We start from the raw sequence: 16,061 nt of genomic DNA, 5'->3' as shown, positions 1-16,061 counted from the left end.
CGACTGCGCTCAGGCGTCGTCGAGCAGGTCCGAGGTCACGGCCGATTCGGTGTCCGGTATGCCGTCGGTGCGGGCCTTCTTGTCCGCCATCGACAGCAATCGTCGAATGCGCCCGGCGACGGCATCCTTGGTCATCGGCGGATCGGCGAGCTGACCGAGTTCCTCCAGGGAGGCCTGCCGATGGGTGATGCGCAACTGGCCGGCGGCCACCAAGTGATCGGGCACCTCATCGCCCAGGATGTCGAGGGCCCGCTCGACCCGGGCGGCCGCCGCGACGGCGGCCCGAGCCGAACGACGCAGGTTGGCATCGTCGAAGTTGGCGAGGCGGTTGGCGGTTGCGCGGACCTCGCGACGCATGCGCCGCTCCTCCCACACCAGCCGGGTGTCGTTGGCACCCATGCGGGTCAACAACGCACCGATGGCCTCCCCGTCCCGGATGACCACCCGGTCGGCTCCGCGCACCTCACGTGCCTTCGCGGACACACCGAGCCGGCGGGCCGCGCCGACCAACGCGAGGGCCGCTTCGGGGCCGGGGCAGCTGACTTCGAGTGCTGAGGAGCGACCCGGCTCGGTCAACGAACCGTGGGCCAGGAAGGCACCGCGCCACGCGGCCTCGGCGTCGGCGACGCTGCCGCCGACGACCTGAGCCGGGAGGCCCCGGACCGGTCGGCCACGCAGGTCGAGCAGTCCGGTCTGGCGCGCCAGACCCTCACCGTCCTTGGTGACCCGCACGATGTAGCGGGCACCTTTTCGAAGACCGCCGCTACGCAACACGTGGACGTCGGAGTTGTAGCCGTACAGGTCGAAGATCTCCCGCCGCAGCCGTCGCGCGACGTTGCCGAGGTCCACCTCCGCCTCGACCACCACCCGCCCCGCCACGATGTGCAGTCCGCCGGCGAATCGCAACAGCGCCGACACCTCGGCCTTGCGGCAACTCACCTGGGTCACGGTCAGACGTGAAAGCTCATCCTTCACCGCCGCGGTCATCGCCACCGGTCCCTGCCCTCCTGTCACGGTTCTTCTGTCCGGGTCGCGCCGTGGCACGCCAGGAGCATTGAACCCATCCCCGGTGATCACCGCGTCGGCTCCGAACGCCGTCGCCGGTGCACACGACTCACTCACGATTCTTGCGCTCGGACAGCGTATCGACTCAATTCACCTTCGCACAGTTGCTTCACCAGAGTGGCGACTTTCTCCGGGTCGTGCACGTGCCGACCAGGTATTGCGAGGTCACCTACGTGCAGGCGTGCGCCGAACAACTCAGCCGCCCGGATCAGGTGATCCCGCTCACGCCCGGCGGGTACCGAGGCCGCGTCGACCACGATGTCGTCGACCTGGAACACGTCGGCGTGGGCGTGCAGCACATGGAGGTGGCGTTCCACCGAGAATCCGGTCGTCTCACCGGGTTCGGGTGCCAGGTTGACGAACAGCATCCGCCGCGCGCGGGTCTCCCGCAGCGCCCGGAGCTGCTCGGGTACCAGCACGTGCGGGATCACGCTGGAGAACCAGGACCCCGGGCCCAGCACCACCAGATCTGCCTCGCGGATCGCCTCGACGGCATCCGGGCACGCCGGCGGGTCTGCCGGGAGCAGACGGACCCGCCGGACCTTTCCGGGTGTGGTCGCGACCGCGACCTGCCCGCGGATGCACCTGCTGATGCGCGGGTCGCTCTCCAGCCCGGAGACGTCGGCCTCGATGTCGAGTGGCACCGCCGACATGGGCAGCACGCGGCCATCGATGTCGAACACGGCGACGAGCTCGTCGAGCGCCGCCACCGGATCCCCGGTGACCTCGGTCAGGCCTGCCAGCAGCAGGTTGCCGACCGGGTGACCCGCCAGAGCTCCCCGACCGCCGAATCGATGCTGGAAGATACTCGCCCACAGTTCGTGTGCCGACGGGCCGTGCGGGGTGGGTCCGTCTACCCTGTCGGCCAGCGCAGCCGGCGCAGACATTAACGCCGACAATGCCATTCGCAGATCACCAGGCGGGATGACGCCCAACTCGGCGCGCAGCCGTCCCGACGATCCACCATCGTCGGCGACAGTGACCACTGCCGTGACATCAGGGCTCAGATAGCGCATCGCCGTCAGCGTCGCGTACAGACCGTGCCCCCCGCCGAGCGCCACGATCCGCATGTCGCGCGCCGCGGGTTCCTGCGGGGCACTCATTCGCGCCCCAGATCACGATGGATCACCCGCACGTCGTAGCAAGGCGTGCCGTGCGTGTCGGTCGCCGCCGCGAGCCGACGGCCGACCTCCTCCGAGATCGCCACGCTGCGGTGTTTGCCGCCGGTGCACCCGATGCTGATCGTCATGTACCGCTTGCCTTCTCGCAGGTATCCGGGAGCCACCACCGCCACGATCTCGAGATGGAGATCCACAAAACGACCCGCACCGTCCTGACCGAGCACGTAGTCCCGGACCTCGTCATCACGACCGTTCTGCGCCCGCAGGTCGGCGATCCAATACGGGTTCGGCAGGAACCGGACGTCGGCCACGTAGTCGGAGTCGATCGGCAGACCGTACTTGAATCCGAACGACTGCACGGCCACGCTGAGGCGGTTGTCGGTGTCGTGCGGGTACACCCCCTCCACCACCTCGCGCAGTTTGGCTGCGGTCAGCGCCGATGTCTCTACGACAAGGTCGGCGGAGTTCTTGATCGGCGCCAGGATGGCGCGCTCGCGGGCGATGCCGTCGACAAGTGTCTCGCGGCCCTGCAACGGATGGCGTCGCCGCACCTGTTCGAAGCGGCGCACCAGGACATGGTCACTGGCGTCGAGGAACAGCAGCTTGGTGCGCGCGCCGGACGTTTCCAGTGACTTGCGGAGATCGTCGAGTTGACCGCCGATCTCGTCGTCGGACGCGCGGATCACCATCGCCAGGCGCGAGATCGTCGGGTCGCTCTCGCGTACCATCTCCACCATTGTCGCGATCAACGACGGCGGCACGTTGTCGGCGACGTACCACCCGTCGTCCTCGAGCACGTTTGCGGCGGTGGAACGGCCGGCCCCCGACAGACCGGCGACGAACAGGACGGTGAGGTCCGTGGCCTCTCTGCCGGTCTCGGCGGTCGGTTCGGCGTCAGGTGGGTCGATCACCGGTCGTCTCCTCCACTCGTTGCTCCGTCGATTCGCGTTGAGTTGTTGCAGCTCCCGCGCCGGCGTGCTCCGGCCCAGCAGGGTCGCGCACCGCAGGGTCTGGCCCATCGTGATCGGCCCCAGCGGGATCCGACACCGCGGGGTCGGGTGCCGCATCCTGGGCCAGTGCGGCTCGGACGGCTCGTGCGGTCGCCGACCCGATTCCCGGGACCCCCGAGATCTCCTCCAGAGACGCCTCGCGCAGGCGGGCGACCGACCCGAAATGCGTGACGAGCGCCGTGCGGCGGGTACGACCGAGCCCCGGCACACCGTCGAGAACGGATTCGGTCATGCGTTTGCTGCGCTTGCTGCGGTGGAAGGTGATCGCGAAGCGGTGCGCCTCGTCGCGCACGCGTTGGAGCAAGAACAACGCCTCGCTCGTCCGCGGCAGGATCACCGGTTCATCATCACCCGGAATCCACACCTCTTCCAGCCGTTTGGCCAGTCCGACGACCGCGACGTCGGTCACGCCGAGCTCGTCGAGCACCGTGGCGGCGGCGTGCGCCTGCGGCGCACCACCGTCGACCACGAAAAGGTTTGGTGGGTAGGCGAACTTGCGGGCGCGACCGGTATCGGGGTCCACCGCGGAGGTGATCGGACTCTCCTGATCCTGCCGATGCCGCAGGAATCGCCGTCGGGTCACCTCGGCGATCGAGGCGACGTCGTCGGAGCGGCCGTCTCCGGCAGCGTGCCGGATCGAGTAGTGCCGGTAGTCAGATTTGCGGGCGAGGCCATCCTCGAACACGACCAACGACGCCACGACGTCGGTGCCCTGCACATGGGAGATGTCGACGCACTCGATTCGCAGCGGCGCCTGGTCGAGGCCGAGTGTCTCCTGTAGCTCGGTCAGGGCGGCCGACCGCGTCGTGAGGTCGCCGGCACGCCTGAGCTTGTGCTGCGCCAGTGCCTCGGCGGCGTTGCGCGTCACGGTGTCGAACAGCGCCTTTTTGTCACCGCGTTGCGGCACACGCAGGTCCACCCGGCTGCCCCGCAGATCCGACAACCACTGCTGGAGATCCGCGTGATCGTCGGGCAGCGCCGGGACCAGCACCTCGCGCGGGATCGACTCGCCGTGCGCACGGTCGTCGTCGATCTCGACGGTGGCGTCGAGATCGACCTGGGCACCGTAGAACTGGGTCAGGAACTGCCCGACCTCCTCACCGGCGGAATCGTCGTCGGACCGCTCGACCACCCATCCGCGTTGGCCACGGACCCGGCCATCGCGAACGTGGAAGACCTGGACCGACACCTCGAGTTGATCCCCGGACATGCCGACCACATCGGCGTCGGTACCGTCACCGAGGACCACTGCCTGCTTCTCCATCGCGCGCCGCATCGCGCCCACGTCATCACGCAGTCGAGCGGCCCGCTCGAAGTCGAGTTCGTCGGCAGCGGTGGTCATCTCACGCTCGAGTCGGCGGATCATCTGATCGGTGCGGCCGGCCAGGAAGTCGCAGAAGTCGTCGACGATCTCACGGTGCTGCTCGGCGGTCACGCGCCCGACGCACGGCGCCGCACACTTGTCGATGTACCCGAGCAGGCAGGGCCGGTCGATCTGTCGGTGGCGTTTGAAGACGCCGGTCGAACATGTGCGGGCCGGGAACACGCGGGTCAGCAGATCCACGGTCTCGCGGATGGCCCAGGCGTGCGAGTAGGGCCCGAAGTAGCGCACCCCGCGCCGTCGCGGGCCACGGTAGACGAACAACCGCGGGTACTCCTCGTTGAGGGTCACCGCGAGCACCGGGTAACTCTTGTCGTCGCGATAGCGGACGTTGAACCGGGGATCGAATTCCTTGATCCAGTTGTACTCGAGCTGCAGCGCTTCCACCTCGGTGCCGACCACGGTCCACTCGACTGCCGCGGCGGTGGTCACCATCTGGCGAGTGCGCGGATGCAGCCCGGTCAGGTCCGCGAAGTACGACGTCAGGCGCGACCGCAGATTCTTGGCCTTGCCGACGTAGATGACCCGGCCGTGTGCGTCACGGAACTTGTAGACCCCGGGTTCGGTCGGGATGCTGCCCGCGGCGGGGCGATAGGTTGACGGGTCTGCCACACAGTCCAGGCTAATCGGTGCCTACGACTGCTCGACCGGACCCATCTCGCCGCCGGAGTCCGAGCCGTAGCGCTCGGCCAACTCACGAAACGAATTCATGGCCGACACCGCGCGATCGGCGTCGGCTGCCTGCACCGCGAGAACCGGCACGTGCTCGTCGTCGGGCAGCAACAACCGTGCGGAGAAGCCCTTGTCCGGATAGGTCATGCCGCGCACCCGATCCCAGCCGAACAGGCGCTCACCCACCAAGTTGCGTACCGCGACACCCGACGGACCCACCCGCAGCCGTGGCTGAGTGAACAGCAGGATGGCGGCGGCCTCGACGACCCCGATGAGCGCGAGACCGAGCTGGTCGGAGCCACCGATGTGCACGCCGGTGTCGGAGATGGTCAGCAGCGCGGCGAAGACGATGTGGATGGCCAGCACCACCGCGGCCGCCGCGATCGCGATCCGCGGCATCCGCCGGGGACGGTAGATCAGGTCCCACTCCACGGCTGTGTCCGCACTCATCCCAGCGACTCGCCCCGAGCCAGCGCACGCAGGGTCAGCGCTGATGCGAGTGCCGCTGTGGTGGCCTGGGCGCCCTTGTCCTCTTTCGAGTCCGGCAGGCCCGCTCGGGCCAATGCCTGCTCCTCGGTGAGCGTGGTCAGCACCCCGTTGCCCACCGGCGTGGACTCATCCAACGACACCCTGGTCAACCCGGCGGTGACAGCGTCACAGACGTACTCGAAGTGGGGGGTCTCCCCCTTGATCACCACACCCAGCGCGACCACGGCGTCGTGGGTGCGTGCCAGCGCCTGCACGATGACCGGCAGTTCGATCGCCCCGGCCACCCGGACCACGGTGGGGTCGACGACGTGATGGGACTCCGCCACCCGCAGCGCGCCCTCGAGTAGTGCAGTGCAGATGGTGTCGTGCCACTGGGAGGACACTATTGCCAGCCGCAGAACACTCGCATCGGCGAGGTCGAGTGTCGGCTCACCGTGTCCGCTCACGCCGGATCCGCCTCATCGTTGCGCTCCACCCAGTCCTCCAGTCCCACCAGGTCGTGGCCCATCCGGTCGCGCTTGGTACGCAGATAGTGCAGGTTCTCGGAGTTCGCGCGGACCGGCATCGGTACCCGGTCGACGATCTGTAGTCCGTAGCCGTCGAGACCGACGCGTTTGGCCGGATTGTTGGTGAGCAGGCGCATCGAACTCACGCCGAGGTCAACCAGGATCTGCGCCCCGAGCCCGTAGTCGCGTGAGTCCGCGGGCAGCCCCAACTGCAGGTTCGCGTCCACCGTGTCCGCACCGGAGTCCTGAAGCTGGTAGGCCTGCAATTTGTGTAGCAGTCCGATGCCGCGGCCTTCATGACCACGCATGTACAGCACCACGCCGCGGCCCTCGGCAGCGACCATCTCCATCGCCGCATCGAGCTGTGGCCCGCAGTCGCAACGCAGGGAGCCGAAGACATCACCGGTCAGACACTCGGAGTGGACCCGCACCAGCACGTCGTGGCCGGCTCCGTCCGGGCCCGTGACGTCGCCCTTCACCAGCGCGACGTGTTCGACGTCGTCGTAGATACTGGAGTAGCCGACAGCGCGAAAATCACCGTGCCGGGTGGGGATCCGGGCCTCGGCGACGCGGACCACGTGCTTCTCGTGCCGCCGACGCCAGGCGATCAGGTCGGCGATCGAGATGAGGGCAAGATCGTGATCGTCGGCAAAGACCCGCAATTCGTCGGTCTGCGCCATCGACCCTTCGTCCTTCTGGCTGACGATCTCGCAGATCACGCCGGCAGGCGCGAGTCCGGCCAGCCGCGACAGGTCCACCGCGGCCTCGGTGTGGCCCGGCCGTCGCAGCACGCCCCCCTCCTTGGCGCGCAACGGCACGACGTGGCCCGGTCGCGTGAAATCAACGGCGCTGCTGGCCGGGTCGGCGAGCAACCGCATGGTGGTGGCACGGTCGGCGGCGCTGATGCCTGTGCCGATCCCCTCCCGGGCGTCCACGGTCACTGTGTAGGCGGTGCCGTGTTTGTCCTGGTTCATGGAGTACATCGGGGGCAGGCCGAGCCGATCGCAATCGTCGCCTGCCAGCGGGACGCACAGGTAACCGGAGGTGTAGCGAACCATGAAGGCGACGAGTTCGGGCGTGGCCTTCTCGGCCGCGAAGATCAGGTCACCCTCGTTCTCACGGTCCTCGTCGTCGACCACCACCACCGCCTTGCCGGCGGCGACGTCGGCGATGGCCCGCTCGACCGAGTCGAAACGCACCTTCTCACGAACCGCCGGATCTGCCGGACCCGTCATGCCCTCACCACCTACCGTTGCACTGCTGATCATGTCTACTCCGCCGCCGATCCGTCTCGTCCACCAGTGTCGCCCACCGGTTGCGCCGGCGGGGAGTGCGCCTCCTGCAGAGCGGGATGGAGACGTTCGACGTACTTGGCGATCACATCGACCTCGAGGTTCACCGGGGCGCCGACGGCCGCCGCCCCGAGGTTGGTCTCCTGCAATGTGGTGGGGATCAGCGATATCTCGAACCAGGGCCCCGAGGTTCCGGGCTCGGAGGTTGCGGGCTGGGAGATCGACGACACGGTCAGTGAGACGCCGTCGACGGTGATCGATCCCTTCTCCACGATGTAGCGCTCGAGTTGGGTGGGTACCGCGATCCGTACGACGGTCCAGTTCTGTGACGGGGTCACCGACAGGATGCGTCCCACCCCGTCCACGTGGCCCTGCACGATGTGGCCGCCGAAGCGGCCGCCGGCCGCCATCGCGCGTTCGAGGTTGACGTGGTTGCCGGCAGTCAGGTCGGCGAGCGAACTGCGACGCAACGTCTCGGCCATCACGTCCACGGTGAACTCGTCGGTCTGATGCTCCACGACGGTCAGGCACACGCCGTTGACGGCGATGGAATCGCCGAAGCCGGCGTCGCTGGTCACCAGGGGGCCTCGGACGGTGAGTCGGGCCGCGTCGGCCAGGTCGTCTCGGCGGACGATCGTGCCGAGCTCCTCGACGATGCCGGTGAACACGGTGTGTACTCCTCACAACTCGCTCGGTGCATACGGCGATGTGAGAAGGAGGGCAGGCACTGGCCGGCCCGGTTCTCTCACATCCGGACTATGACCGTCGGCTCCGGATTCACACCGGATCTGCTGTCCCTGCCGGAGGGCAGGCGCTCGCGGGCTCGGCATCCTCACGAGGTATGAGTACGCCATCACCGCCGGTGGGGAATTCCACCCCGCCCCGAGAACTCTGACATCGAAATTAGCACGCACTGACCCGCGACGGCACGCGGCGTCCCTGTGCGGCATGAGAGCGCGGACCCGTCGGCTGACGCCGGCGACGGTCAGACCGCGTCATCCGTGCGGGTCAGCCTCACGAGCACGTCATCGCCGAGGGTGTCGACCGCGGCGAGTGAGAACCGGTGCGCATCGGTCAGGGTGGTGATCCCCGGGATCTCCACCGACGCGGCGCCCCCGCCGAGCACCATGGGTGCGAGATAGGCATCGATCTCGTCGACGAGTCCCGCGGCGAGAAAAGCACCGATGATCGACGGACCGCCCTCCACCAGCACCCACAGCGCTTCGTCGAGCGCGTCGAGCACGGCCGCCGGGTCGTGGCTGCGGATGTGATGCAGGGGCGCGATACCGTCGGCGACCCGCGCACCGACCGGGATCGCGCGCCGGCCCATCACAGCTCGACTGGGCTGATGCGGGAGCAACGCCCCGTCGTCGGTGCGGGCGGTCAGCGCCGGGTCGTCGGCGAGCACTGTTCCGGTACCGACGACGATGGCGTCGAGCCGTGCTCGCTGTGCGTGCACACGCCGTCGACTCTGCTCGCCGGTGATCCAGCGACTCGTCTGGTCGGGCGCCGCGATCCTGCCGTCGATGGTGGAGGCGAGCTTGACGGTGACCAGCGGCCTGCCGTGGCGGTGACGAAACAGCCACGGCCGCAACGGCCCCGACTCCGCGGCAGCACGCTCGACGCCCGCCGCCACGGTCAGTCCCGCCGCCCGCAAGGTCGCGGCACCCCCGGCTGCCGCCGGGTTGGGATCCTCGGCCGCGAAATGCACGGCGACCACACCCGCATCGATCAAGGCTGCCGTGCAGGGTCCGGTACGTCCGGTGTGATCACAAGGTTCCAAGGTGACCACGGCGGTGGCACCTTTTGCCGCGGCGCCCGCCGCTCGCAGCGCCATCACCTCTGCGTGCGGACCGCCGGGCGGTTGGGTGTGCCCGCGTCCGACGACGGTGCCGTCGCGGTCCAGGATGACCGCACCGACAGGCGGGTTCGGCGAGCTGACACCTTGCGCGGCCGCCGATTCGTCGATCGCCATTCGCATCGCGCGAGCGATGTCGACGTCTGTCGGCCGACGATTCGCCACCACGTCGTCAGGCGCGCGTCGTGCGCGCGGCGAGCGCCTGGTCGCGCAGCGCGGCAACGGCCGCCCCCGGGTCGTCGGCGCCGTAGACCGCTGATCCGGCGACGAAGCAGTCGATGCCCGCCTCCGCGGCCTGTTCGATGGTGTCGGCGTTGATCCCGCCGTCGATCTCGACGAGCAGGCGCAGGTCCTCGGTGTCGATGACCTTGCGGATCGCCCGCGCCTTGGCGAGCACCTCGGGCATGAACTTCTGCCCACCGAAGCCCGGTTCGACGCTCATGATGAGCAGGGTGTCGAAGTCGCGGATGATCTCCAGGTACGGCTCGAGTGGTGTGCCGGGTTTGATGCTCAGCCCCGCTTTGGCGCCGGCGGCGCGGATATCCCGGGCAACCGCGAGCGGGTCGTCGGTGGCCTCGGCGTGGAACGTCACATTGTGGGCGCCGGCCTCGGCGTACGGCGGCGCCCACCGCTGCGGATTCTCGATCATCAGGTGACAGTCGAGCGGGATGTCGGTGGCCTTGAGCAGGCTCTCCACCACTGGCAGCCCCAGTGTGAGATTGGGCACGAAGTGGGCATCCATCACGTCGACGTGCAACCAGTCGGCACGGTCGGCGCCCGGCCCGCCGACGGCCTGCGCCTCGGCGGCCAGGTTGGCGAAGTCGGCGGAGAGGATGGACGGGGCGATCATCGGGGCACCGGTGGCACACATGAGCACAGATTGTAGGGCGAGCTCGGACGACGACGATCGTCAGCGCCGCAGGACGGCCAGGAACATCGCATCGGTGCCGTGGATGTGCGGCCACAGTTGGACGTGGGGGCCGTCGCCGAGATGGTCGGCGGGTACCAGCGTCCGGGCGTCAATCTGCTCGACCTCGGGCTGCGCAGCGAGGACGTCGGCGACCACACCGACGGTCTCCGCCGGGTGCGGCGAGCAGGTGGAGTACACGACGACACCACCCGGACGGAGCAGCCGCACGGCCTCGGTGAGCAACTCGCGCTGCAGCGTGACCAGCCCGGGGATGTCCGCCGGGCCACGGCGCCACCGCGACTCGGGTCGCCGCCGTAGCGATCCGAGGCCACTGCACGGCGCGTCGAGCAGAATCCGGTCGAATCCGGGAGTCAACCCGCTCTCTCGCGCATCGGCGACATGGACGTCAACGGGCAGGTCACGCACCACCTTGCGGATGAGTTCGGCCCGGTGCTCGGAGACCTCCACCGCGTCGAGGTGGGCACCGTCGATGTCCGCGATGGCCGCGACCAGCGCGGCCTTCCCGCCGGGGCCGGCGCACATGTCCAGCCAACGGCCCGCGTCGTCGGCCACCTCGGCGACGGTCAGCGCCCGTCCCACCAGTTGGCTCCCCTCGTCCTGCACACCGGCGTAGCCGTCGCGAATCGCGTCCAGCTCCCCCGGGTCGCCGCCGGGCAGGTAGACGCAGTATGGCGAGTACCGGCCGACGTCGCCGCCGCTGACGAGCGCCAGTTCTTCGGCGGTGATCAGTCCCGGTCGGGCCACCAGGTGTACAGGTGGCCGTTCGTCGTCGGCGGCCAGCGCGGCCTGCAGCGCTCCCGCGGACCCGCCGAGCGCCTCGGCGAACACCTCGGCGATCCAGCGCGGATGGGCGTACCGGAAGGCGAGGTTGCCGACGAGGTCGTCGGCCATCGACGGTGCGAGTTCGTCGATCCAGAGATCCTCGTCGCGCTGCGACACCTTGCGCAGCACGGCGTTGACGAAACCCGACGGCCCCATACCCATCTCGGACCGGACGAGGTCCACCGACGTCGACACCGCCGCATGGGAGCCGATCCGGGTGCGCAGCAGCTGATATGTGCCCAGGCGCAGCACATCGAGGACGGCCCCGTCGATCTCGCCGACCGGGCGGTTCGCCGCCGCGGCGATGACCGCGTCGAGCAACCCCTGCGCTCGCGCGGCCCCGTAGGCGAGTTCGGTGGCCAGCGCGGCGTCACGACCGGTGATCCCGCGGTCGGTCAGCATCCTCGGCAGCACCAGGTTGGCGTAGGCGTCGCGCTCCCGCACTGCGCGCAGGGTGTCCCGGGCGGCTTCCCGGGCCGGGTCGACCGCCTTGTCCCGCAGCGCCGCCTTCTTCATTCGCCCGGCTTCGGCGGGTCGCGCACGACCCGGGCGCGCACTGTCGGACCGTCTGTGCCGGTCGCTCATGCCAGTACCGTCCCGTCGGTCAGCCGCGCGCCACGCGCCCAGTCGGCCGCCGGCATCGCCTTCTTCCCCGGAGGCTGTACCCACGACAACCGCACCGGTCCCGTCGCCGTCGCGACATCGACCCACTTCTTCGCGACCCGCAGCGCCCCCGCGGCACCCGGTGTCGGAGCCCTGTCGCCACCTGCGTCGAGGATCTCGACCGGCCCGACCTTGATCCGCGCTCCGTCCAGCGTCGTCCAGGCACCGGGCGCGGGGGTGTGTGCCCGGATACGCCGGTCAATGATGTGTGCGGGCAGATCCCAGCGAATGCGTGCGTCGTCGACGCCGACCTTCGGTGCGTGGCTGACACCTGTTGAGGACTGCGCAACCGGGGTCAGCGAGCCGTCCTCGATGCCGTCGAGGGTGGACACCAGCAGGTGGGATCCGGCCCCGGCCAGTCGTTCGAGCAGATCACCACTGGTGTCGGCGGACCCGATGGCCTCGGTGATGATGCCGTAGACAGGTCCGGTGTCGAGTCCTTCCTCGAGCTCGAACGTCGTGGCACCGGTGACCTCGTCGCCTGCGGCGATGGCGTGTTGCACCGGTGCGGCCCCGCGCCACGACGGCAGCACCGAGAAGTGCAGATTGATCCATCCATGGGTCGGCAGCGTCAGCAGGCCGGGCGGTACCAAGCCGCCGTAGGCGACCACCGCACCGCAATCCGGACGCCACGAGCGCAGCCGATCCAGCACGCCGGCGTCGCTGAGTCGGCGCGGGGTGATCACGTCGATGCCGTACTCATCGGCGAGTGCCGCGATCGGCGACCGGACCTCCTTGCGGCCCCGCCCGGCGGCTGCGTCGGGGCGTGAGATCACCCCGACCACCTCGTGCTGCGGGGACTCGATCAGCAGGCGCAGCGACGGCACCGCGACGTCCGGAGTTCCGGCGAATACGACCCTCATATGACCCTTTCACGGCGTTCGCGACCTGCATCGAGGTCACCTCTGCGGCGGATGGCCTCGGATTCGTCTCGGACCACGACGATGTCCGCGCTCATCCGATCGTAGGCGGATCGACCTGGACTCGGATCGGTCCGGTCTCGTGCTGGGCGTTGCGGTGGACCTGCGCGGCGGTCAACGCCGCACTCAACTGCCGGCCGTCGCGTCGCGGCACCCGCACCAGGATGCGTTCCACGGCTCCGTCGAACGCGTCGCCCGATCCGGCCGGCGGACGAACGCCGACGGGCAGCGGAACCGGACCGAGGAGTTCACCGGTCGGCGGCAGCACCATGGCGTCGACGAACGCCGACACCGTGTTCCGAGCCCCATCGACCGACGCCATGGTCACTGCGGGCGGGAAGCCCAGCTCGCCTCGTTGATTCAGTTCTTCGTCGGCGAAACCCACCGGGTCCCAACGAATCACCGCTTGCACCGGCGCCAGGCCCGCATCGGCGACGATGACGAGGCTGCCACCGTCGGTGTGTGATCGGACCATCGACCCGACCGCCATCCAGTGCCGGACCGCGTCCTCGGCGGCGCGCAGGTCCGCTCGGTCGAGTTGCGCCCAGGTGTCGAGCAGAATCGCCGCGCCGTACCCGCCGTCGGCGATCGGCTCGGCGCCCGGCGTCGCGACCACGATGCGGGCGCCGTCGGGCACCGTCGCGGCGATGTTCGCTCCACCCGAGGTGGTGATCGGCACGCCGGCAAAGGCACGACCGAGTTCCTCTGCGGTCCGTCCCGCTCCGGTGGTCAGCGCCCGCACCTGCGAACCGCCGCACTCCGCGCAGCGAAACGCCCGTTCGGCGCGCCCACACCAGCGACACGAGATCTGATCGCCTACGTCGAGTTGCAGGGGCCCGTGGCAGGCGCGACAACGCGCGTGCGCCCGACACCGCGCACACGCCAGCGACGGCACGTATCCGCGGCGCGGCACGCTGAACAACACCGGCCGGTCGGCGGCGACGGCCCGCCGAGCCGCATCGAAGGCGATACCCGGGATCCGGGCCGACCGGGCCAATGGATCGCCGGCGACCCGACGGTCCTCGGCGCTCAATGCCAACACGCGCGCGGTCCGCGCACGGACGGTGGTGCGGTCGGCGAGAAGATCGTGCGCCCAGCCGGCGGCCACCAGCGCATGGGCTTCGGTCGTGCGGGCCAGTCCCCCAACAACCAACGCGCTGCGCTGCTGATGGGAACGGATGACCGCGACCTGCCGCGGATGCGGATAGGGCGCGCGCGGCTCGTTGAGACTGTCATCGCCGTCGTCCCACACCACGAGCAGGCCGAGATCGTGTACCGGCGCGAAGATCGCGCTGCGGGTACCGAGCACCACGTCGGCCGCCCCGCGCCGGACCGCGAGCCAACGCCGGTACCGCGCGGTGGGCCCGAGTCCGGCGGCCAGTGTCACGCACCGGTCGCCGAACAGCGGTGCACAGACCCGTTCGAGCCGATCGAGATCCCGCTGGTCGGGCACGACGATGATTGCTCCGCGGCCCGCCGCCGCGGTCACCGCGGCCAATTCGGCCAACCGCGTCGGCCAGTCCTCACCGGCGGTGGCCTGCCAGACCGCGCGAGGATTGCCGGCCGGCAGCAGGTCGATGAAGGACGGGGCGGCGGGGTATGCCTGCCATGCCGTCAGGTCCGGCACCGCCGCGACTGCACTCGCCGCATTCGGTGGGTCTTCTTTCTCGGTCCGGGCGTGCCGCGGCGGTACGGCCAGGCGCAGCACATCAGACAGTGTTCCCGCATACCGGTCGGCCACCGCCCGACAGACTCCGATCAGTGCCGGATCGAGAACCGGTTCGCCCGACACGACCCGCTCCAGCCAGCCGAGCCGACCGGTGTGGGCGGTCTCGTCGACCCGGTCGAGCAGGAAGCCGTCGATCAGTCTGCCCGAGAATCGCACGCGCACACGCACTCCCGGAGTCGCGACCTCATCCTGCTGTTCATCGATGAGGTAGTCGAACTCACGGTCGAGGTGCGCCAGTCCGAGCATCGGCAGCACTTTGCCGATCGGCTTGCGCGTTGCGGGCACCCGCGACCCGCCGCGGGCGGACACAGTGCTCAGACGATGCGGCAGCTCAGAGTCCGGCCGCAGCGCGGAGCTTCTCGGCGCGGTCCGTGCGCTCCCACGGCAGATCGACGTCGGTCCGTCCGAAGTGGCCGTAGGCCGCGGTCGGCGCGTAGATCGGGCGCAGCAGATCCAGGTCGCGGATGATCGCGAGCGGACGCAGATCGAACTCCTCGGAGATGACCTTCTCGATCACGGTCGGATCGACGCGCTCGGTGCCGAAGGTCTCCACGAACAGGCCGACGGGCGCGGCCTTGCCGATCGCGTAGGCGACCTGAACCTCGATCCGCCCGGCCAGACCGGCGGCGACCGCGTTCTTGGCCACCCACCGCATCGCATAGGCGGCGCTGCGATCCACCTTCGACGGGTCCTTGCCGGAGAAGGCCCCGCCACCGTGGCGGGCCATGCCGCCATAGGTGTCGACGATGATCTTGCGGCCGGTGAGGCCGGCATCACCCATGGGCCCGCCGAGCACGAACTTGCCCGTCGGATTCACCAGCAGCCGCACCTCGGAGGTGTCCAGAGTCGGCAACGCCAACTCGGCGAGGACCGTGTCGACGACCTTGCTGCGGATGTCGGGGGTCAACATGTTGTCCAGATCGATGTCGGCCGCGTGCTGGGTGGACAGGACGACGGTGTCGAGCCGGACCGGCTTGTCCTTGTCGTATTCGATGGTGACCTGGGTTTTGCCGTCGGGCCGCAGGTATGGGAGCACGCCGGATTTACGGACCTCGGTGAGTCGGCGCGAGAGTCGGTGCGCCAGCGCGATGGGCACCGGCATGTACTCGGGCGTCTCGTCGGTCGCATAGCCGAACATCAGGCCCTGGTCGCCGGCTCCCTGGCTGTCGATCTCGTCCTCGGAGATACCGCTGCGGCTTTCGTGGGAGGTGAACACACCACCGGCGATATCCGGCGACTGGGCACCAATGGCGACGTTCACACCGCACGAGGCGCCATCGAAACCCTTGGTCGACGAGTCGTAGCCGATCTCGAGGATCTTGCTGCGCACGATGTCGGGGATGTCGACATAGGCACTCGTGGTGACCTCACCGGCGACATGAACCTGCCCGGTGGTGACCAGGGTCTCCACCGCCACCCGCGCGGTCGGATCCTTGGCCAGCATCGCGTCGAGGATCGAGTCACTGATTGCGTCGCAGATCTTGTCGGGATGCCCCTCGGTGACGGATTCGCTGGTGAACAGGCGTGACGCAGAGGTGGTCATCTGATCCTCTCAGGCTCTTTCCGGGCCCCGTCTCGGGCGCGTGTGCCGACGACGGGTGC

General features: G+C 69.2%; 14 protein-coding genes and 1 riboswitch. All 14 genes read right to left on the bottom strand.

Annotated elements, in window-relative coordinates; genetic code table 11:
• Window positions 1-9 precede the first annotated feature (9 nt).
• The gene (gene whiA / locus VX037_RS04755) at window positions 10-987 is read right to left on the bottom strand and encodes a DNA-binding protein WhiA (protein ID WP_235722362.1); all 978 of its coding nucleotides are present in this window, start codon (window positions 985-987) and stop codon (window positions 10-12) included.
• Window positions 988-1,118: 131 nt separating this feature from the next.
• Complete coding sequence (locus tag VX037_RS04750; RefSeq protein WP_272492736.1) at window positions 1,119-2,168, bottom strand: gluconeogenesis factor YvcK family protein; 1,050 nt, start codon at window positions 2,166-2,168, stop codon at window positions 1,119-1,121.
• Complete coding sequence (gene rapZ / locus VX037_RS04745) at window positions 2,165-3,097, bottom strand: RNase adapter RapZ (RefSeq protein WP_266062192.1); 933 nt, start codon at window positions 3,095-3,097, stop codon at window positions 2,165-2,167. The genes VX037_RS04750 and rapZ overlap by 4 nt, the downstream gene beginning before the upstream one ends.
• A complete protein-coding gene (gene uvrC, locus VX037_RS04740) occupies window positions 3,081-5,189 on the bottom strand; it encodes an excinuclease ABC subunit UvrC (protein WP_266062190.1) in 2,109 nt (702 codons plus the stop codon). Before uvrC ends, rapZ begins: the two co-directional genes overlap by 17 nt.
• Window positions 5,190-5,210: 21 nt before the next feature.
• The gene (locus tag VX037_RS04735; RefSeq protein ID WP_235722063.1) at window positions 5,211-5,699 is read right to left on the bottom strand and encodes a PH domain-containing protein; all 489 of its coding nucleotides are present in this window, start codon (window positions 5,697-5,699) and stop codon (window positions 5,211-5,213) included.
• Complete coding sequence (gene ribH / locus VX037_RS04730) at window positions 5,696-6,184, bottom strand: 6,7-dimethyl-8-ribityllumazine synthase (protein WP_235722064.1); 489 nt, start codon at window positions 6,182-6,184, stop codon at window positions 5,696-5,698. Before ribH ends, VX037_RS04735 begins: the two co-directional genes overlap by 4 nt.
• Window positions 6,181-7,479 (bottom strand): bifunctional 3,4-dihydroxy-2-butanone-4-phosphate synthase/GTP cyclohydrolase II, encoded by a 1,299-nt coding sequence (locus VX037_RS04725; RefSeq protein ID WP_235722364.1) that lies wholly within the window; start codon window positions 7,477-7,479, stop codon window positions 6,181-6,183. The genes ribH and VX037_RS04725 overlap by 4 nt, the downstream gene beginning before the upstream one ends.
• Window positions 7,480-7,514: 35 nt before the next feature.
• Window positions 7,515-8,204, bottom strand: coding sequence for a riboflavin synthase (locus tag VX037_RS04720; RefSeq protein ID WP_235722065.1), 690 nt, complete (start codon window positions 8,202-8,204; stop codon window positions 7,515-7,517).
• Window positions 8,205-8,271: 67 nt separating this feature from the next.
• A riboswitch (FMN riboswitch) is annotated at window positions 8,272-8,430 on the bottom strand.
• 91 nt (window positions 8,431-8,521) lie between these two features.
• Window positions 8,522-9,517: a bifunctional diaminohydroxyphosphoribosylaminopyrimidine deaminase/5-amino-6-(5-phosphoribosylamino)uracil reductase RibD gene (gene ribD / locus VX037_RS04715; protein ID WP_328713391.1), complete on the bottom strand. Its 996-nt coding sequence runs from the start codon at window positions 9,515-9,517 to the stop codon at window positions 8,522-8,524.
• A gap of 49 nt (window positions 9,518-9,566) precedes the next feature.
• Window positions 9,567-10,265, bottom strand: coding sequence for a ribulose-phosphate 3-epimerase (gene rpe / locus VX037_RS04710; protein ID WP_235722067.1), 699 nt, complete (start codon window positions 10,263-10,265; stop codon window positions 9,567-9,569).
• A 39-nt stretch (window positions 10,266-10,304) separates the two neighbouring features.
• Window positions 10,305-11,663, bottom strand: a complete 1,359-nt coding sequence (locus tag VX037_RS04705) for an RsmB/NOP family class I SAM-dependent RNA methyltransferase (RefSeq protein ID WP_328713467.1) — start codon at window positions 11,661-11,663, stop codon at window positions 10,305-10,307.
• 65 nt (window positions 11,664-11,728) lie between these two features.
• A complete protein-coding gene (gene fmt / locus VX037_RS04700; protein WP_328713389.1) occupies window positions 11,729-12,673 on the bottom strand; it encodes a methionyl-tRNA formyltransferase in 945 nt (314 codons plus the stop codon).
• 91 nt (window positions 12,674-12,764) lie between these two features.
• On the bottom strand, window positions 12,765-14,705 hold the full coding sequence (locus VX037_RS04695) for a primosomal protein N' (protein ID WP_328713465.1): 1,941 nt from the start codon (window positions 14,703-14,705) through the stop codon (window positions 12,765-12,767).
• Between the two features lie 85 nt (window positions 14,706-14,790).
• Window positions 14,791-16,002, bottom strand: coding sequence for a methionine adenosyltransferase (metK, locus tag VX037_RS04690; RefSeq protein WP_235722069.1), 1,212 nt, complete (start codon window positions 16,000-16,002; stop codon window positions 14,791-14,793).
• Window positions 16,003-16,061: the final 59 nt, after the last annotated feature.

It is taken from the genome of Gordonia sp. Z-3 (genome assembly GCF_036233855.1).
Lineage (GTDB): Bacteria > Actinomycetota > Actinomycetes > Mycobacteriales > Mycobacteriaceae > Gordonia > Gordonia tangerina.
The sequence above is the reverse complement of the archived record's forward strand: the minus strand, read 5'-3'. Positions and strand labels throughout refer to the sequence as shown.

Bases quoted from the DNA above. Each gene is read 5' to 3' on its own strand.
- VX037_RS04695 (WP_328713465.1), bottom strand. From the start codon at position 14,705: ATGCTCGGACTGGCGCACCTCGACCGTGAGTTCGACTACCTCATCGAT.
- whiA (WP_235722362.1), bottom strand. From the start codon at position 987: ATGACCGCGGCGGTGAAGGATGAGCTTTCACGTCTGACCGTGACCCAG.
- ribD (WP_328713391.1), bottom strand. From the start codon at position 9,517: ATGCGAATGGCGATCGACGAATCGGCGGCCGCGCAAGGTGTCAGCTCG.
- VX037_RS04735 (WP_235722063.1), bottom strand. From the start codon at position 5,699: ATGAGTGCGGACACAGCCGTGGAGTGGGACCTGATCTACCGTCCCCGG.
- metK (WP_235722069.1), bottom strand. From the start codon at position 16,002: ATGACCACCTCTGCGTCACGCCTGTTCACCAGCGAATCCGTCACCGAG.
- VX037_RS04705 (WP_328713467.1), bottom strand. From the start codon at position 11,663: ATGAAGAAGGCGGCGCTGCGGGACAAGGCGGTCGACCCGGCCCGGGAA.
- VX037_RS04750 (WP_272492736.1), bottom strand. From the start codon at position 2,168: ATGAGTGCCCCGCAGGAACCCGCGGCGCGCGACATGCGGATCGTGGCG.
- rpe (WP_235722067.1), bottom strand. From the start codon at position 10,265: ATGTGTGCCACCGGTGCCCCGATGATCGCCCCGTCCATCCTCTCCGCC.
- fmt (WP_328713389.1), bottom strand. From the start codon at position 12,673: ATGAGGGTCGTATTCGCCGGAACTCCGGACGTCGCGGTGCCGTCGCTG.
- VX037_RS04725 (WP_235722364.1), bottom strand. From the start codon at position 7,479: ATGACGGGTCCGGCAGATCCGGCGGTTCGTGAGAAGGTGCGTTTCGAC.